The organism is Chloroflexota bacterium (assembly GCA_016235055.1).
Lineage (GTDB): Bacteria > Chloroflexota > Anaerolineae > JACRMK01 > JACRMK01 > JACRMK01.
Window position 1 is genome coordinate 1 of record JACRMK010000021.1, and the last position, 17,490, is coordinate 17,490.

The window sequence follows — 17,490 nt, forward strand, 5'->3', positions numbered from 1 at the left end:
CGTCTGCTGGCGGAGGACGAGTGGCACGTGTATTTCTGCCAGCATGCGCTGGGCAGCCTCAATCTACGCACGCACAGCACCACTGGCCATGTAACCTATGTCCCCGAACGAGTGTAAACCATGTCTCCGGTCCATACACTTCGTTGGGAGGGGGCCGGGGGGAGGGCAGCATTACTTGCTCGTCGTGTCGGTTTGCGTGACAAGCACCTGAGCACCAGCGCTTGACAAGCCGCAATTGGAAAGTACCCGTCCAAAGGCAAATTGAGAATTGCTGTAGCGCCACGGGCGCGGCGATTTGCGAGGCATCGTGCATCGCTATCGTAATTGCCCACGTGCCAGCTGATTGGACGTTCGATTGAACGCGGGTACGACACGGTCAACCAGCCCGTCATTCCGGCGTGTTTTTGGCAGGAATCCACTATACCGGACTGTCGCTGCCATGCAGAAATGTTGTCAGGGTGGATGCCGGCTAACACCATTCTGGTATGACGCCCTGGTGCCCTCCGACAATCTCTCGGAGTACCTAGTCGCTGGGTGTCCTTTGCGTCACCGCCCGCGAACGGTTATGATGAACTAGACTTCGTCAGCGCAACTGTGGAGGCGCGGAATGGTCAACAAGCGAGACTTCCGAAAGATCAACAATTACCTATGGGAACTGCCGGTCACCTATCGGGAAACCATGCGGGTGCCGGCACGGTTGTACGCCGATAACGATCTGCTCGAAGACTGCCTTAAGGACCGCTCGGTCGAGCAACTGGTCAACACGGCGACCCTGCCCGGCCTGGTGGGCTACACGCTGGCGATGCCGGACATCCATCAAGGCTACGGCTTTCCGGTTGGGGGCGTGGCGGCGACGGACGCGCGCACCGGCGTGATTTCGCCGGGCGGAATCGGCTACGACATCAACTGCGGCGTGCGCCTGCTCGCGACCAGCCTGGATCGCGAAGAAGTAACGCCCCATCTCAGCCTGCTGGCATCCGCGCTCTACCGCAACTGCCCAAGCGGCGTCGGCACGGCCGGGCATGTGAACCTGACGAATGCGCAACTGGACGAAGTGCTGGAGCGCGGCGCGCTCTGGGCATTGAAGCACGGTATGGCGCGCGAAGAGGATCTGGAGTTCACCGAGGAGAACGGCACGATGCCCGGCGCGCGCGCCGACAAGGTCAGCGCGCATGCGAAAGACCGCGGGCGCGATCAACTCGGCACGCTCGGCGCCGGCAACCACTTTATTGAAGTGGACGAGGTTAGCGAGGTGTTCGACGCCGAAGGCGCCGACGCGCTCGGCCTGTGCCTCGGTCTGGTCGTCGTGCAGATTCACTGCGGGTCGCGCGGGTTCGGCCACCAGGTCTGCACCGACTATGTGCGCGATTTCCAGAGCGCCATCAAGCGCTTCGGGATCGTCCTGCCCGACCGCGAACTGGTCTGCGCACCGCTCGACTCGCCGGAAGGCCGCGACTACCTCGCCGCGATGACCGCCGCTGCCAACTTCGCCTGGTGCAACCGGCAAATCCTCACCCACGAGGTGCGGCAGGCGTTCGAGCAGTCACTGGCCGGCAAAGTGCGCGACTGGGGTGTGCGGCAGGTGTACGACATCGCGCACAATATCGCCAAGGTCGAAGAGCATCACCCGGACGGCGGCGCGGCCGTGCGCGTTTGCATGCACCGCAAGGGCGCCACGCGCGCGTTTGGCCCCGGCTCGCCAGTGCTGCCTGGGGACTACCGCAAGGTCGGACAGCCGGTATTCGTGCCCGGCTCGATGGGCACCTCGTCATGGGTGCTGCTCGGCACGGCTGGGTCGATGACCCAGTCGTTCGGCTCGACCTGCCACGGTGCGGGACGCGTCCTGAGCCGCACCGCCGCGAAGAAGCAGGTGCGCGGGGAGGATTTGCGCAGCCAGATGGAGCGCGACGGCATGGTAGTGCGCGCCGGCAGCATGTCCGGATTGGCCGAAGAAGCGCCGATGGCCTACAAAGATGTGGATCGCGTCGTCAACGTCGTCTGTGGCGCCGGCATTGCGCGCAAAGTTGCGCGCCTCAAGCCGATGGCCGTCATCAAGGGATAAGAGGAGACGTGGCGCGGAGGTGGGGGAATAACGAGGTGAGTCATGCGGCTTCGGTATGCCGTTAGCGTCGGGCACAAGGCAATGATGGCCTGGCCGTGCGCCGTTTTTTCTGTGTTGCTTTGGAGCGGCTTGCATAGTCATTAAGCACGGTAACACAGTGTCATGCCCACAAGCGTCGGGACCGGTCGCTGACCCGCTCGATGCAGCCAGTTGTGGGGAGTGAGTGTGCTCGGAAACCGCGAAAAATGGCTCTAGCCCCTATTCTGATAACCAACCCACCATATTGATAGTCTCGGACTTGAAGCTAATCACGTCGCGTTCGCTCCCGTCCGCGCCATTCGCAATTGATATCGTGACGGTGTGCTCATATCCGATCAAATGCGACACAATCAACTGGTTGTCCTTGATGTCTCCTATCCAAACGCCATCGAACACACCGGTGTCGTCAACCAGCCCCATCTTTCTCGCCAGTAATGTTGCCCCCAGCGTCTTGTGGAATGAATTGGGATCAATGTACTGGACATGGTTTGCCGATACATGGTAGATCTGGCAATCCGAGCCAGGGATGAACCCAATTCGTTGAGGCCGGTGCTCCTTGGAGATCAATCCCGTGCCGTCATTGATCTCCATGTTCCTCAGATCCGCGTCGCCGAAGGTGAGCGAAGGCTTGCCTAGAAATATATCTCCACGCTCATTCCTAACCATGGTGAAAGGGCCGCGCTGGCAACCATCGATGACGTACCATCGCTGGGCAGTATCTCGGACGGTTGGCTGATTATCGTTCAATGTGACCAGAGTGGTCGTATCCTCGCGCACGTCGCTGAATTTTTCGGGAAAAAGTGCGACTCTTTGGAAAAGCAAAAGGTCTGGCGAAATCCAATCTCCACAACCCCTAACCTCATATTCTCGCCAGGCCGGTACATTCGATTGCTTAGGGTCGCGGTAGAGGGCGGATTTGCCTTGATAGATGCGAGTCGAATGCCCAGCCAGATCAAAGTTCAAAATGACGCCATCAATGACGGTTGTGAAATTGGCGCTTGTCGGCGCCCATGATAGACATGCTGAATTGTGGTTATCGGGGACAATAGTCAGAGTTTCCCGCTTGCGCAGGTCATACAGCTTTACCTTGTTCTCGAGAAAAGCATTGTACAAAATGTACGATTTATCAGGCGACAGAGTGACGGCATTGGCATCCTTGATGATCATCTTCGCCGCTGGAGCTTGACTTGCGTTACTCAGTGGCAGCTCATAAACATTCCGTTCGTCCTTGTAGATCAGTCGTCCAGACAGAGCGGGCGGTTTCGGGGTTGATGCGCCACCACACCCCATTAGCGGCAAGAGCCCTATCCACAAGAAAACTGCCAATGGAAAAAGCTTGTGTCGAGCCATGGGCACCTCCGGCGCGTAGTGGGCTGATCGTTCTCTGCGGCTTAAAGCGTCGCGTCGTGAAACACGAATGCTCGCAACGCACGCAGCAAGACACCAAAGTGCATGCACATTCCAATCTGCCAATCAACCTAGAACAATCACGCCATGGGCGAGCTTGGAAGGCCTTCGTGCGTCCTCATCGGCACGTATATAAGGAATCCGTGAGATTGGAGGCTCGGCGGAAAGAAAACATTCTACCCGGAAAGGACCGCGTGTCATTCCGATAACTGCCAACCCGTCATTCCCGATTGCGCAGGAATGACGGGTTGGCATGGGTACAGCGAATGAAGTCGCCTCGTACCCGTATAGTCTGCAAGACGCTCAGTGTCATGAACTGGCGGTCATCCGGTCATCTTGTCAGGTCTCTACTCCGCGACGTGGATAAAGATGACGCCCGCCTGGATGTTGTCCTTCAGCGGTGAACCGGCGATGCTGATGCTCTTGAACGGCTTGATCAGCGGCGCGCTATCCTTGTCGTAGGCTGCCTGCTCCGACTTGGGTAGCATCGCGCGGTACACGTCCGCCAGGCGCTGGATGCTCACGTAGCTGCGTCCGGTGTTGGAGGCCGGCAGGTACTTGGTCGCCACGCCAAACTCCGCATCCTTCGAGAGCGATGCCTTGCGCGCATCCACCGCGGCGGTGAGCACATCCTCGGCGCTGCCTATGACGAGGAAGCCCTCGACAAATCCGTAGCCGACCGTCACACCCTGCGCCTCAAGCCCTTTGACGACCTGCATATCCACACCGTTCACCTTCTTGGCCGCAAACTGAATGCCCTGCTTGCCCAGCGCCAGCGCGATCTTCGTCAACTTGTCGGAGATCGCTTTCTGGTCCTTGGCCTCGAACATCAGCAGCAGGCCGACGCCAGGCGCGGTCGGACCCGCCGCTGCCAGCGGCTTGGCAGGCACCACATCCATGGCGAACTCGCCGGTCATCCATGAGATCACGTCGTCGCCGACGTCGATGCCGGACTGTTTCTTGAGATCAGCCAGCGCCTGGTCAAACGATTTCTTGGTCTGCGCGTCGCGCGAGATCACGTCCAGATAGTAATCCCAGTAGGCTTTGATGTTCTGCCCCGACACCGCGACCATCGCCGTGCCCGGCGTGCCGTCAAGCGCCTTGCTGGCATTCGCCCCCTGCGACGTGATCATTGCACGCGTGGCATTGGTCAACTTCGCGCTGTCGATGCCGACTACGGAGTCGATGCGGATACCGTCCTCGACGAAGCCCAGCGACAGCGCCAGCCCGCCGTAGGCCGCCAGGTCTTCGGCTGCCGGGTTGTTCGGCTGGCCGGCCATCGCCTGCTGCATAATCGACTTCATGTCCACAACCATCGTCAACGCCCGGTCTTTGGGCAATTTGGCGACGAGCGCCTTGTAGCTCTCTTTGCTCTTCAGGCTGGCTTTTTCGCCGGCCACCTTCGTGTCGATCGCCTTCTTGAGCGCGTCGGGGTTGTCCGACACCATGACCTGGCCCTGGAACGTGGCAAAGGCGGTGACCGAGTCCGGCGCGCGCGTTGAACTGGCCTTGCGCCGCCCGATCGCGATCGTCGCGCCCTTGTATTGCTCTTCCGTGTAGGTGGCGCCCTTGCCTTCGTCCGACTTGCGAAGGCGCGCCAGCACCTCGTCGGACTTCTTCACGTCGCGCGTCGAGGCAAAGACGACCCACTTGGCCTGCGCCACGGCTGTTGAACTGGACGCGGCGGAAGCGGGCGGCAGTTCGAACAACGCGACTCCGGCATCGCCGCCAATCCACGGCTTGATGTCACGCTCAAAGTTAAAGTCGCTGTCTGCGCCCTGGCCCGCGCCCTGCTTGGCCAGTTCATCGATCCGGCGTTTGAACTCCGGGTTCTTGTCGAACACCGCTTGCATCTTGGCATAGCCGGACATCTGCGAGAAGTTAGGATTGATGCCGACATACATCGGCGCTTCGGACGGCACGAAATCGATCGAGGCGGCCTCGCTCTTGAGCCCGAGCACCTGCGCGAATTGGGAAACGACGTTGTCGGGCGCCATCAGCACGGCGCCGATGGCGGCCGCACACAGGCAGATGAACAGGATCAGGCAGCCGCCACCGATCAGGAGCCAGTTGGGGCCTTTGCGGTCGGCCTTATCGAATGAGGTGCTCATGCTGTGTATTCCTTTCCGGCGGCGCGACGACTACCGCCATCCGAGCCACGACGTGGTTTTGCTACCGGTCAGTCTATCACGCATCAAGAGCGCTGGCAAGCATGCCACAGCGCATACCGCGGCCGCCGCGCCGAAGATCTCCGCCAGCACTTGCACGCTGACCAGGCGCGTCTGCTCGAACAGCAGGCGCGCCGCATGCGAGTCGCTGAAGTTGACCGGCGGCAGCGCGGCGGTCAGCGTGTTGAGCCGCCCGATGCCCCAGGTGGTTAGCACCGCCAGCCCGAGCGCCATGCCGATCAGCCGCATGATCAGTACCAGCGAGGACGCCACGCCGCGCTGCGTCTCGCCGGCCGAGTTGATGACGGCCGACGCCAGCGGCGAGATGACGAAGCCGATTCCCGCACCGCCAAGCGCCAGCGGCAGCGCCATGTCTCCGAGCGTGACACCCATTCGCCAGCCGCTCATCAGTATAAAGCCGGCGCCCGCCAGGATCAGTCCGGTCACGGCCGGCCAGCGGTAGCCGGCGCGCCCGGCCGATGCGCCCCCGACCAGCGACCCGGCGACCATGCCGAGCGTGAATGCTGCCAGCGCCAGGCCGCTCTGCAATGGGGCGGCGTCTATCGTGGGCGCGACGGCGATATTGATGAACAGCGGCACATTGACCATCGCGATGATGAGCGCCGCGCCGACGAAGAAGTTGGCCAGGCACGCGGCGCTGAACGTCCGGTCGGCGAACAGGCGCACGTCGATCAGTGGATGGGGCGTTGACCGTTCGCGCCAAACGAAGGCGGCCAGCGTCAGCAATGCCAAAGCTACCAGCGGCCCGGCCCATGGGCTGAGGCCGCTCTGCCCGGCAAACAGCGAGCCGCCGCCTTCGTCTTGTGTGCCGGTGAACGCCAGCGTCAACGCCACCAACGCAACGGTGCTGAGTACCAGCCCGGGCAGGTCTAGCGTGCGCCAGTCGCGCGATGCGGTGAAGGCCGGTCGCTCCGCGGCCGCCTGCGGTCGCATCAGCCGCCACAGCGCAAACGCAATCAGCAGGCTGAACGGCAGATTGATGAAGAAAAGCCAGCGCCACTGCGCCAGCACAACCATCGCCGCGCCATAGAGCGGGCCGACGACCCAGCCGGCCGTATCCACCGCGCCAACGATGCCGAGCGCCCAGGGCCGCCGCGCCGGGGGCATGGCGTCGGCGACAAACGCCATCGTGACCGGCACCATCGCACCCGCGCCCAGCGCTTGCAGCGCGCGTCCGGCGATCATCACATCCAGTGCCCGCGCCAATCCGGCCACGAGCGACCCGACCGCGAACAACGCCAGCGCCGCGAAGAACGCACCGCGCCGCCCGGCGATATCGGAGATGCGACCCATCGCCGGCATCGTGACCGTGTACGCGATCAGGTACGCGTTGACGATCCACGCCGCCTGCCCCAGCCCCGTGCGCAACGGTATCTCCAGGTCAAAGATGACCTGCGGCAGAATCGTGCTGACGACCGTCAGATCGCTCGCGGCGACGAACACGCCGGCGAGCATGGCGAGGAAGATCAGGCGTTGCATCATGACAGGATGAAGAGATGACGGGATGACAAGGTGACAAGGTGACCGGGCGACTGGGTGACGAAAAGCTATTTCTTTATTGCAGGCGGTGTTTTGGCCGGCGATCCATCAGATTGCAGAACCCATGTCTCGGGATGATTGATCATGCCGACGAGCGTGCTAATGATCGCATTATAGTCTCGGTACAGCAACTTTCCTGTTTCGCTCGGCAGGTAGGCGCATTTTACGGCGAACTCCAGCCAGACTTGCGTCTCAGCCGCTTCGCTTTCGGCATCCGACAGTTTGCTGATAAAGTACGCTTCGAAGCGGCGACGACGCCAAGCCTCGGCAATATTCGCGGCCGTCGAGCGAGACGAACGCCGAATCTGATCGGTAAGCGAATACGTCTCCTCTTTCGGGAACGACCGCGACCTTTCGAAGATCGTCATAGCCGCGTCGAATGACTTCTGATACACCTTCAATTCTCGATGCGTTCGTATCTTGTCGGCCATTAGCCACCTCGCACAACCTTCGTCCTTCCCGTTGGATGGGCGTTCAATGTTCCCGTTTCACCCTGTCGCCTTGTCACCTTGTCACCTTGTCATCCTGTCATCTTGTCATCCTGTCATCCTGTCATCTCTTCATCTTGTCACCTACGTCACCCCGTCACGGCATTGGCGCTTCAATCGTCACCGGTTGGTCGAAGGCGGAGAGGATGATGTCCCATTCGGTTGGGTCGGCGGTCGCTGACTCGCGCTCCGTCAGATGCACTTTGCGCAGCATGAAATCGTCCGCGCCAACCCAGAGCGTGAAGCTGACCTGCGCGCCCGTAACCATATACGCGGTCATCGGCGCCACATCGGTGCCGGCCAGGCTGCCCGTCAGCCGGTAGTGGCTCTTCCCGTCAAGCGATTCATCGGCGCCGCGCGACAGCCCTTCTACGCGCTTCAACAGCGTCGCGAGGCCAGCATTCGCGTCGAACAGCACGGCCGGGTTGTAGCCCCAGCCGGCCGGCGCCTCTTCCCAGCGGCCGGTCAGCGGATTGGTGAGCCACTGCTTCATACCAATGCCGACGGCCTTGACGTCCACGTTGATGCCGGGCAGCGTCACGCGGATGACCGACTGCGCCCGGTCGGGCCGGAGCACGTCGCCCGAGGCGCGCCGGAGCACCAACTGGCCGAGTGGGTCGATTGTCTTGCGCTGGCCGCTGACCTCGATGGCAAAGTGAAACGAACGGACGGCGGCCATCTTGTCCGCGGCGCGTTCGGCGATCTGCGCAGCGCTCAACGGCGGCGGCGTGGGCGCGCAGGCCGCCAGCATCAAACATACAAGCCCGAGCAGCCAGAGCGCCCGGATCGGCCACTTGCCCGCCTGCCTATTGCTGCTGCGTATAAGGTCGCTTGTCATAGTGAGCCTGGAAAAACAAAAGCCACAGACGGCTGCGGGCGCGGCATGCTGCTGGTCGCCGTCCCGCCGCCATCTGTGGCCTTGAATCCGCCGGGCGCGTGCGCCTAGCGGAAGTTGTAGCGCATGAGCTCGTTCTTCACTTCGCCGATGGCGCGCGTGACTTCGATGCCGCGCGGGCACGCCTCGGTGCAGTTGAAGACCGTGCGGCACTTCCAGACGCCGCTCTTCTCGTTCAGGATCGCCAGGCGCTGGTCCTTGCCCTTGTCGCGGCTGTCGAAGATGAAGCGATGCGCCGCCACGATCGCCGCCGGGCCGACATACTGCGTGTCGCCCCAGAAGACCGGGCACGACGTGGTGCAGCAGGCGCACAGGATGCACTTCGTCGAATCGTCGAACCGCTCGCGGTCTTCGGACGACTGGAGGCGCTCTTTCTCCGGGGTGTCGCCGTCGTCAATCAGGTACGGCAGCACCGAGCGGTACTTCTCGAAGAACGGCTCCATGTCCACCACCAGGTCCTTGATAACCCGGAAGCCGAGGATCGGCTCGACGGTGATGGAATCCCTGGCGCTCTTCACATAGTCCTTGATCAGGACTTTGCAGGCCAGCGTGTTGGCGCCGTTGATGCGCACCGCATCCGAGCCGCAGATGCCGTGCGCGCAGGAGCGGCGCAGCGTGAATGTGCCGTCCTTGTACCACTTGACCTGGTGCAGACCGTCGAGCACGCGATCGGTCGGGTCAACCTCGACGTCGTAGTGCCCCCACCACGGGGACTCGTCCGTTTCGGGGTTGTAGCGCCGGATCTTGAAATGGACTTTCATTGTAGGATGACTCCGCTAGTCAGGTTCAGCCGCCGCAATGGCGGCCGCTTGATGGCTTTACCATTTGCCCGTTCGCCAGTATAACCGCATGCCGATCCACAGGCCGCCGGCCAATCCGAGCACCCCGCCCGCGCACAGCCCGACCAGGCACCATGCGTCGAAGAGCTGGTCAATCACCAGTTGCCCGAGCGCTTGAACAGCGACATGCCCAGCCCGACGCCAACCAGGCCGCCGAGCAGGATGCCGGCAATCAGTCCGACGATCAGCGAAACAGGCATCGGACGGCCGCCGTTAGTACTTGCGCTCCTGCGGCTGGTATGTCGTGATGCGCACCGGCTTATACTTAAGCTCGACGGCCTTCTCGCCGCGGAACGCCAATGAGTGCTTCAGGAAGTTCTTGTCGTCGCGGTTCGGGAAGTCTTCGCGCGCGTGCGCGCCGCGCGATTCCTCGCGCGCCAGCGCCGCGTCGACCGTCGTTTCGGCGCAGTCGATCAGCCAGCCCAACTCCATCGCTTCGAGCAGGTCGGTGTTCCAGCCCTTACCCTTGTCCATGATCTGCACCTTCGGGTAGCGGGCCTTGCACTCGGCAATGGTCTGCTTGACGGACTCCAGGTCGGCCTTGCGGCGGAAGACGCCGCACTTGTCCATCATCTCGACCTGCATCTTCCTGCGGATGTCGGCGCCGTTCTCGCCGCCCTTGCTGTCGAGGATCGTGGACATCTGCGCCTGCGCGTCGGCCTCAGGCGTGGCGGGCAGGTCCGGGTACGCCTTGGTTTCGGCCAGGTAGCGCGCCATGTCGATGCCGGCACGACGGCCAAAGACGAGGATGTCCACCAGCGAGTTGGTACCCAGGCGATTCCCGCCGTGCACGGAAACGGTCGCGCACTCGCCGGCGGCGTAGAAGCCCTGCAGCACCGTGGCGTCGCCATCGGCCAGCACGCGCGCATCGTTGTCGGTCGGGATGCCGCCCATCGCGTAGTGGGCCGTCGGCTCGATCGGGATGCCGTCCTTGAGCGGGTCGAGGCCCATGTACACGCGAACGAAGTCCATGATGTCGGGCAGCTTGGCGTCGATCTTCTCTTTGCCCAGGTGCCGCACGTCGAGGTAGACGTGGTCCTTCTTCGGGCCGCAGCCGCGCCCGGCGCGGATCTCCTCGACGATGAAGCGCGAGATCATGTCGCGCGGGGCCAGTTCCTTCATCGACGGCGCATAGCGCAGCATGAACCGCTCGCCGTCGCCGTTGATCAGGTACGCACCCTCGCCGCGCGCCGCCTCGGAGAGCAGGATACCCTTCGCGTAAATACCGGTCGGATGGAACTGAAAGAACTCCATATCCTCCATCGGCACGCCGCGCCGGTAGGCGAGCGAGACGCCATCGCCGGTCAGCGAGTGCGCGTTGGACGACACGCGGAACATCTTGCCAAAGCCGCCAGTCGCGAACAGCACCGCCTTGGCATGGAACGTGTGCAACTCGCCAGTCTTGATTTCGAGCGCGATGACGCCACGGCAGATATTGTCCTTGACGATGAGGTCAATGACGTGAAACTCGTTGAAGAAGTTGACCTTCTGTTTAACACACTGCTGGTACAGGGTCTGCAAGATCATGTGGCCGGTGCGGTCGGCTGCGTAGACGGCGCGATAGACCGGCACGCGCTTTTTCTTGAGCGGGTCGGGGTTCGGGTCGTTGGGGTCGGGTTTGGTGTGGCCGCCGAAGTAGCGCTGGTCGAGCCTGCCATCGGGCGTGCGGTTGAACGGCAGGCCCATATGCTCCAGTTCGTAGATGGCCAGGATCGCCTCCTGCGCGAGAATCTGCGCCGAGTCCTGGTCCACCAGGTAATCGCCACCTTTGATGGTGTCGAACATGTGCCATTCCCAGTGGTCCTCTTCGACGTTGCCGAGCGCCGCGCACGCGCCGCCTTGCGCGGTGCCGGTATGCGAGCGTGTCGGGTACAGCTTGCTCAGGACGGCGACGTTGCAGCCGCGCTTGGAGAGCTCCAGTGCGCCATAGAGGCCGGCGCCGCCGGCGCCGACCACAAGGGCGTCAATTTGATGGATCATTCGAATGCTCCGCTTGATCGATAGTAGTTACAGGGGAATCGGCAGGTTGAACGGCGTGGGCATGCCGGGCCGGAACGTGAAGATGATCCACGCGCCCATGAAGATCAATACCGCCCACGCGGCCACCAGCAAGTACCAGACGACCTTCCGCCCGCGCTCGTCGGTGATGTGATCTTCCAGCACCTGGCGGCCGCCGTTCATGCCGTGCGTGAAGCCAAAAACCAGCAGGAACAGGTCGTACGTGCGCCAGAAGACGCCTTCGAAACCGGGCGCCGTCCAGCGCCCGACAATCGTATCAAACGTGATGTTCTCGACGCCGATGATGAAATGCATCCAATAGAAGTGGATCAGCGCAAGGAAGATCACCAGGAAGCCGGAAAGGCGCATGAAGAACCAGGAGTACGCCTGGAAACGCGATCCGCTGACCGGGCCCATTGCTTTCGAGTACGAGCTCATTTGCCGCCTCCCGCGATGCTGACGTTCAGACCGGCCTGCGGCGGCGCCACGTTCTGCACGAGGTACGACGCCGGCACAACCGCCCACAAGACTAGCGCGACGAGGATGCCGTACGGGTAGCCGCCGATCAGCACAAAGTCGCCGATCAGGACGTTAAACTCGCGCATCATGAACGTTGCGGCCGGAATGAACAACAGCGTGAACAAGACGAACTGGATGTAGAAAAGCGTCTTGTGGTAGCGCATGATCGCCGGGTAGAGATCCTGAACGATGATGCGCAGGCCATTCAGCGCGTGGTAGATCAGCGCGAATGCCAGGGCGACCTCAAGTAATCGGGGCAGTTGACCTTTGTAGATGAACAACAGGTTATTGTAAACCGTGGGGCCGAAAGCGACTATGAAAACATCGAGGATGTGCAGTGCCAGGAATAACAGCACACCCAGTCCGGCCACGCGATGCAAGAGATATGCCCCCTGCCCTTCGCGACCGCGATAGACGAGCGTCTCGAGTATGACCGACACGTTGCGTGTGATAAACGACACGGTCTGCTCCTCCTTTGGTGGGATGTCGGACCGGCACGCCGCTTAGACGGCTGTCCGGTACCGCTGTTTGCCGATTTCAAACAGATCGCCGCCGTGCATGTCATTGCCGACGATCGCGGGGAAACGCGAAACGCGCAGGCGGCGCACCGCCTCCGCGCCCAACTCGTCGTAGGCCACGACCTCCGACGCCTCAATGAACTGCGAGAGCAGCGCGCCCGCGCCGCCGATGGCCACGAAATAGACGGCGCGATGCTCGCAAATCGCCGCGCGCACGGCTGCGGAGCGATTGCCCTTGCCAATCATGCCTTTCAGCCCGAGCGACAGCAAGCGCGGGGTGTAACCGTCAATGCGCCCGGCCGTGGTCGGTCCGGCCGATCCGATCGGCCGTCCCTCCGGCGCGGGCGTCGGGCCCATGTAGTACAGAATCTGTCCGCGCAGATCGAACGGCAGCGGCTCGCCGGCGTCGAGCGCAACTGCAAACCGCTTGTGTGCCGCATCGCGCGCGACGTATACGTTGCCGTTAATCTCGACTTCGTCGCCGGCATGCAGGCCCGCGACTGCGGCGTCGCTCAGCGGCGCTTCAATACGCACAATAGACATAATACTAAGGTTCCACTGCCGTCCACAAGGGACAACTGTCATGTTACCAGACGGGACAATCGTCACGCGGGGTACAGCTATGTCGGCTTGTAACCGGTCTGCTTCTCGTGTTGCTGGCGAACATAAGCCCAACCACCTATGCCGCCCAGCACCAGACCAACCACGACCGAAAGCGCCGCCAGGCAGCCATCGCTCAACAGGTTAATCTGCGCCGCCTGCGGCGACACGAGGCCGGCGACCAAGCGGCCCGCCAGGCCAAACAGAACAATCACCAGCCCGGCAAGCGCGCCGCGCCGCGTGTTGCGCGCCGTCTTGGACGGGTCGTCCTTCTCGGCCGAGCCGCCCATGTACCCGCCAGCCAGCGCGGCGACCGGCAGCACACAACCGGCCGCCCAGGCCAGGCCGATGAACGCAAGGCCAAGACACACGACCAGCGAAACAACGCCGACGATGGCCGATACGCGCACATACCCTTTCATGGAAACGCACCCTCCCTACAGTTCGGCAGATTTGCTCCGCGCGCTGTGACATTGCAGATTGACCGCCACCGGCAAGCTAGCCATGTGGCACGGATAGGTCTCGACATGCACCGCCAGCGCCGTCGTCGTGCCGCCGACGCCGATCGGTCCGATGCCGAGCGCGTTGATGCGCCCCAGCAGTTCCGCCTCCAGCGCGGCGACCTCCGGGTCGGCATGCGCGCGGCCGACCGGACGCAGCAACGCCTGCTTGGCAATCGCCATCGACTTGTCGGCCGTGCCGCCGATACCGACGCCCACGATGACCGGCGGGCACGGGTTGGCACCCGAGCGATCCAGGCAGTCCACGATGAAATCCACGGCGCCCTGGCGGCCGGCCGCCGGCGTCAGCATCTGGAAGTACGACATGTTCTCGCAGCCGCCGCCCTTGGGCATGACGGTGATCTTGAATCCGTCTCCGGGCACGATGTCGGTGTGGATGATGGCCGGGGTGTTGTCGCGCGTATTCTGCCGCGACGTAAACGGGTGCGCGACGACGGACTTGCGCAACAGGCCATCGCTGTACCCTCGCCGCACGCCCTCATGGACCGCGGCGTACAGGTCGCCGCCGGCGACGTGTGCATCCTGGCCGATGTCCAGATAGACCACAGTCGTGCCGGTGTCCTGGCACAGCGGCATGTCGGTCTGGCGGGCGATCTGTGCGTTTTCGAGGATTTTTCCGAGTATGCGGCGGCCAAGCGGAGACGCTTCGTGCGCTTCGGCGTTCTGCAGCGCGCTGAGCACATCGTCCGGCAGGTAGCGCGCTGCATCAATACACAGGCGCGCTACCGTCTCGGTAACGGCGCCGGCTGATATCTCTCTCATGGGCTACTATTGACATTATACACATTTGACTGCGCCGGGGCAAGAAAAAACCAAAAAAATCTTGCCGCCGCCAACAACCACGTACCCCGCAAGTCATTCAGACTTGCGGGGTCCGCTATGCAACTTCCCATGGTATGGCAGGCACGACCCGCGCAATAACCGGATCGGCACGCCATCCGTCCCGCCCAGGGCCATTCAATAGTCGTAGTGCATGATGAAAATCCGACGAAGCGGGCGCTGAGCGGCACAAGACGCCGTCGAAGCGCGCGCATTTCCGTGTCCTTCGACAGGCTCAGGGCACGGTCGCACGGTTGGCCTTGCGACTCTTGAATCGCCCTGCCGTCCCGTCGGAGAGGTTTGCTACGGCAGGGGCGGCTTGACGCCGTCCGGAATCGGGCAGACGTAAGGCGAATCCTTCGTGCGCGCCTCAAACTCAGTGCGCGCCTTCTGCAGCAACTCGGGCTTCTGCATGAAATCGAGCGCGGCGGCGCCCAGCACCTTGCCGGCGTACAGCATGCCTTTGTGCCCGATGCTCATGCCACCCTGCGCGACCAGTTGCCACGAATGCCCTGGCGTGCCGATGGCGTGGCAGGCCGTGGTGACCTGGCCGGTCGGCACGACCCACGTCACGTCGCCTACATCGCTCGATGCCGGGAAGATCATCTCGTCGTGCACCAGCGGCATCACATTGTCGGCCAGCACCTTGCGTTTCAGGCTCTCGGCCGCCTGCTTGCCTTCGCGACCGGCCATCATGAGCGAGGTCTCGAATGAACCTTTCGGGAACGTCTTGGCCAATTGCGCCGCGAACTCGGTCTCGGCGGCGTCGAACTGCGGCGGCGTCACCACTTCCAGCTTGTCGTGCAGGACTTCGGCAATGGTATCGTTTAGCAGGATGTTCGACGTCGCGGTGCCAAACTCGACCTCCACTTCCGTGCCGGTCATCAGCGCCGCGCCCTTGGCGACGTTCTGCACGCGCTCAAGCAACTCCATCACCTGGCTGTTCTTCGGCGCGCGCACGACGTACATCGACGATGCGAAATCCGGCACGACGTTGGCCGCGCCGCCGCCATTCGTGATGATGTAATGGATGCGCGCGTCGGAGATCATGTGCTCGCGCAGATAGTTCGCGCCGACGTTCATCAACTCGACGGCATCCAGCGCGCTGCGGCCGTTGTAGGGGTCCATCGCCGCGTGCGCCGTCTTGCCACGGAAGCGAAATATGACTTTTGCCGTGGCCAGCATGTTCGCCGCGGATACCTGATTCAGATGCCCCGGATGCCAGGTCAGGCAGAGATCGGCATCTTTAAACAATCCGGCTTTGACCATGAACACCTTGGCCGAGCCACCCTCTTCAGCCGGGCAGCCGTAGAAGCGGACCGTGCCCTTGACCTCGCCGGCGTCGATCGCCTGCTTGACCGCCACCGCCGCGCCGAGGCAGGCAACGCCGAACAGGTTGTGCCCGCAGCCGTGGCCGTTACCGCCTTCCTGCAGCGGCTTGCGGTACGGCACGCGATCCTGGCTCAGTCCCGGCAGCGCATCGTACTCGCCCATGATGCCGATAACCGGGCCGCCGTGGCCATACTCGGCGACGAACGCCGTCGGGATACCGGCGACGCCGCGCTTGACCTTAAAGCCGAACTCCTCCAGCATGCCGGACAGCAGCGCCGCCGACTGCGTTTCGCGGTACAGGATCTCGGCGTAGTCCCAGACCTGGTCGGCCGCGCCAACGAGTGTGTCGCGGTTCTGGTCAATCCATTGCATTGCGTTCATTGCGTTCTCCGGTCAGAAAGTGGTTTGGAAAGCGGGCCGGCAGCGCCTCAACCGGCCTGGCCGTAGCCCATGCGGCGCAATTCGCTTTCATCCTCGCGCCAGTGTTCACGAACTTTGACGCGCAGCTCCAGGAATACCTTGCGTTCCAGCATCTGCTCGATCTGCTGGCGCGCCGACTGGCCGATCTTCTTCAGCATGGCCGCATGCGCGCCGATGACAATGCCCTTTTGTGATTCCTTCTCCACAAGCAGATGGGCCTCGACGTACAGCATGCCGTTGGGACGGTCAGCCCATTCCTCGACGACGACCTCCAGCGCATGCGGCACCTCCTGCTCCAGGAAGCGCAACGCTTGCTCGCGCACCAGTTCGCTGACGATCAGACGATCGGTCTGATCGGTCACGAGATCGGTCGGGTACATCGGCGGGCCCAACGGCAGCCGCTCGATGATCATGCTGAGCACCTTCGAAAGATTGTCGCCTCGTATCGCCGAGACGAGCATCCAGTCGGCCCACGGGCCAAGCGCCCGGTACGCGTCGCTGTGCTCGATGACGTGGGCCGGTCGCAGCGCGTCTTCCTTGTTCATTACCAGCAGCACCGGCCCGCGCGCCTGCCGCAGCAGCGAGGCGATGTGCCGGTCGGCCTCATCCGGCATCTCGGTCACGTCGGAGACAAACACGATCACATCGGCGTCCGGGATGGCGGCGCGGGCGTCGCGCACGAGCGCACGACCGAGCTTGTGCAGCGGCTGATGAATGCCGGGCGTGTCCACAAAGACGATCTGGGCATTCGGCAGCGTGAGGATACCGCGAATCTGGCGGCGCGTCGTCTGCGGCTTGGGCGAGACAATCGCAACTTTCTCCCCAACCATCGCGTTAAGCAGCGTCGATTTGCCGACGTTGGGCTTGCCAATGATGGCGACAAAGCCGGAGCGGTAATCGGCCGGCATGGTTTCGATAGGTTCAGTCATTACATCCTTGTCACTTGAGGTGTTCCCACAGCTCGCGCGTCAGTTCGATGTGGCCCATGTGGCGCGAGTTGTGGTCAATAACGTGCTGCAGGCCCCAGCGGGCCGGGCGTTCGCCTGCATAGGTATCAATCGGCCGGTCAAGATCGGCGGCGGCGAGGCCGCGCAGCACCTGCTCGTTGCGCGCGTGAACCTCGGCCAGCCGCGCCCGCCAGGCGGCCAGATTGGCGCCGGAGGCGGTCATATGGTCGGTGCGCTTGTCGCCCATGTAATACTATTTCAACTTGGCCATGTCCTCATAGCGATTGCGCAAGTGCAACTGCCGCCCCCCTCATCCCCTGGCCCCTTCTCCCCCGCGCGCGGGGGAGAAGGGGAAAAC

General features: G+C 62.6%; 16 protein-coding genes. 1 reads left to right on the top strand and 15 read right to left on the bottom strand.

Annotated features, from left to right (window positions below; all coding sequences use genetic code 11):
* Positions 1-607: 607 nt before the first annotated feature.
* The gene (locus HZB53_05775; protein ID MBI5877137.1) at positions 608-2,062 is read left to right on the top strand and encodes an RtcB family protein; all 1,455 of its coding nucleotides are present in this window, start codon (positions 608-610) and stop codon (positions 2,060-2,062) included.
* A 258-nt stretch (positions 2,063-2,320) separates the two neighbouring features.
* Here the strand turns inward: HZB53_05775 and HZB53_05780 are convergent, their stop codons facing one another.
* The 15 genes from HZB53_05780 to HZB53_05850 all read right to left on the bottom strand — a co-directional run bounded on the left by HZB53_05780 (position 2,321) and on the right by HZB53_05850 (position 17,379).
* Entirely contained in the window at positions 2,321-3,451 is a 1,131-nt protein-coding gene (locus HZB53_05780; protein ID MBI5877138.1) for a hypothetical protein, read from the bottom strand.
* A gap of 404 nt (positions 3,452-3,855) precedes the next feature.
* Entirely contained in the window at positions 3,856-5,619 is a 1,764-nt protein-coding gene (locus HZB53_05785) for a DUF3352 domain-containing protein (GenBank protein MBI5877139.1), read from the bottom strand.
* 30 nt (positions 5,620-5,649) lie between these two features.
* Positions 5,650-7,179 carry an MFS transporter gene (locus HZB53_05790; protein ID MBI5877140.1) on the bottom strand — a complete coding sequence of 510 codons (1,530 nt, stop codon included), beginning with the start codon at positions 7,177-7,179 and terminating at the stop codon, positions 5,650-5,652.
* A 65-nt stretch (positions 7,180-7,244) separates the two neighbouring features.
* Complete coding sequence (locus tag HZB53_05795; protein ID MBI5877141.1) at positions 7,245-7,667, bottom strand: four helix bundle protein; 423 nt, start codon at positions 7,665-7,667, stop codon at positions 7,245-7,247.
* A gap of 154 nt (positions 7,668-7,821) precedes the next feature.
* Complete coding sequence (locus HZB53_05800; protein MBI5877142.1) at positions 7,822-8,562, bottom strand: LppX_LprAFG lipoprotein; 741 nt, start codon at positions 8,560-8,562, stop codon at positions 7,822-7,824.
* Positions 8,563-8,666: 104 nt separating this feature from the next.
* On the bottom strand, positions 8,667-9,380 hold the full coding sequence (locus HZB53_05805) for a succinate dehydrogenase iron-sulfur subunit (GenBank protein MBI5877143.1): 714 nt from the start codon (positions 9,378-9,380) through the stop codon (positions 8,667-8,669).
* 291 nt (positions 9,381-9,671) lie between these two features.
* Positions 9,672-11,438: a succinate dehydrogenase flavoprotein subunit gene (locus tag HZB53_05810; GenBank protein ID MBI5877144.1), complete on the bottom strand. Its 1,767-nt coding sequence runs from the start codon at positions 11,436-11,438 to the stop codon at positions 9,672-9,674.
* A 27-nt stretch (positions 11,439-11,465) separates the two neighbouring features.
* The gene (locus tag HZB53_05815; GenBank protein MBI5877145.1) at positions 11,466-11,894 is read right to left on the bottom strand and encodes a succinate dehydrogenase; all 429 of its coding nucleotides are present in this window, start codon (positions 11,892-11,894) and stop codon (positions 11,466-11,468) included.
* Positions 11,891-12,436 carry a hypothetical protein gene (locus tag HZB53_05820; GenBank protein ID MBI5877146.1) on the bottom strand — a complete coding sequence of 182 codons (546 nt, stop codon included), beginning with the start codon at positions 12,434-12,436 and terminating at the stop codon, positions 11,891-11,893. Before HZB53_05820 ends, HZB53_05815 begins: the two co-directional genes overlap by 4 nt.
* A gap of 42 nt (positions 12,437-12,478) precedes the next feature.
* Positions 12,479-13,036 (bottom strand): fumarate hydratase C-terminal domain-containing protein, encoded by a 558-nt coding sequence (locus tag HZB53_05825; GenBank protein MBI5877147.1) that lies wholly within the window; start codon positions 13,034-13,036, stop codon positions 12,479-12,481.
* Positions 13,037-13,113: 77 nt separating this feature from the next.
* Complete coding sequence (locus HZB53_05830; GenBank protein MBI5877148.1) at positions 13,114-13,515, bottom strand: hypothetical protein; 402 nt, start codon at positions 13,513-13,515, stop codon at positions 13,114-13,116.
* Positions 13,516-13,530: 15 nt separating this feature from the next.
* A complete protein-coding gene (locus HZB53_05835) occupies positions 13,531-14,376 on the bottom strand; it encodes a fumarate hydratase (GenBank protein MBI5877149.1) in 846 nt (281 codons plus the stop codon).
* Positions 14,377-14,736: 360 nt separating this feature from the next.
* The gene (locus HZB53_05840) at positions 14,737-16,146 is read right to left on the bottom strand and encodes an amidohydrolase (GenBank protein MBI5877150.1); all 1,410 of its coding nucleotides are present in this window, start codon (positions 16,144-16,146) and stop codon (positions 14,737-14,739) included.
* A 47-nt stretch (positions 16,147-16,193) separates the two neighbouring features.
* Entirely contained in the window at positions 16,194-17,114 is a 921-nt protein-coding gene (gene era, locus HZB53_05845; protein MBI5877151.1) for a GTPase Era, read from the bottom strand.
* A gap of 10 nt (positions 17,115-17,124) precedes the next feature.
* Positions 17,125-17,379, bottom strand: coding sequence for a DinB family protein (locus HZB53_05850; protein MBI5877152.1), 255 nt, complete (start codon positions 17,377-17,379; stop codon positions 17,125-17,127).
* Positions 17,380-17,490: the final 111 nt, after the last annotated feature.

What these genes read in the sequence shown, in the direction of transcription:
- HZB53_05775 (MBI5877137.1), top strand. Translation starts at nt 608, where the DNA reads ATGGTCAACAAGCGAGACTTCCGAAAGATCAACAATTACCTATGGGAA.
- HZB53_05780 (MBI5877138.1), bottom strand. Translation starts at nt 3,451, where the DNA reads ATGGCTCGACACAAGCTTTTTCCATTGGCAGTTTTCTTGTGGATAGGG.
- HZB53_05785 (MBI5877139.1), bottom strand. Translation starts at nt 5,619, where the DNA reads ATGAGCACCTCATTCGATAAGGCCGACCGCAAAGGCCCCAACTGGCTC.
- HZB53_05790 (MBI5877140.1), bottom strand. Translation starts at nt 7,179, where the DNA reads ATGATGCAACGCCTGATCTTCCTCGCCATGCTCGCCGGCGTGTTCGTC.
- HZB53_05795 (MBI5877141.1), bottom strand. Translation starts at nt 7,667, where the DNA reads ATGGCCGACAAGATACGAACGCATCGAGAATTGAAGGTGTATCAGAAG.
- HZB53_05800 (MBI5877142.1), bottom strand. Translation starts at nt 8,562, where the DNA reads ATGACAAGCGACCTTATACGCAGCAGCAATAGGCAGGCGGGCAAGTGG.
- HZB53_05805 (MBI5877143.1), bottom strand. Translation starts at nt 9,380, where the DNA reads ATGAAAGTCCATTTCAAGATCCGGCGCTACAACCCCGAAACGGACGAG.
- HZB53_05810 (MBI5877144.1), bottom strand. Translation starts at nt 11,438, where the DNA reads ATGATCCATCAAATTGACGCCCTTGTGGTCGGCGCCGGCGGCGCCGGC.
- HZB53_05815 (MBI5877145.1), bottom strand. Translation starts at nt 11,894, where the DNA reads ATGAGCTCGTACTCGAAAGCAATGGGCCCGGTCAGCGGATCGCGTTTC.
- HZB53_05825 (MBI5877147.1), bottom strand. Translation starts at nt 13,036, where the DNA reads ATGTCTATTGTGCGTATTGAAGCGCCGCTGAGCGACGCCGCAGTCGCG.
- HZB53_05830 (MBI5877148.1), bottom strand. Translation starts at nt 13,515, where the DNA reads ATGAAAGGGTATGTGCGCGTATCGGCCATCGTCGGCGTTGTTTCGCTG.
- HZB53_05835 (MBI5877149.1), bottom strand. Translation starts at nt 14,376, where the DNA reads ATGAGAGAGATATCAGCCGGCGCCGTTACCGAGACGGTAGCGCGCCTG.
- HZB53_05840 (MBI5877150.1), bottom strand. Translation starts at nt 16,146, where the DNA reads ATGAACGCAATGCAATGGATTGACCAGAACCGCGACACACTCGTTGGC.
- era (MBI5877151.1), bottom strand. Translation starts at nt 17,114, where the DNA reads ATGACTGAACCTATCGAAACCATGCCGGCCGATTACCGCTCCGGCTTT.
- HZB53_05850 (MBI5877152.1), bottom strand. Translation starts at nt 17,379, where the DNA reads ATGGGCGACAAGCGCACCGACCATATGACCGCCTCCGGCGCCAATCTG.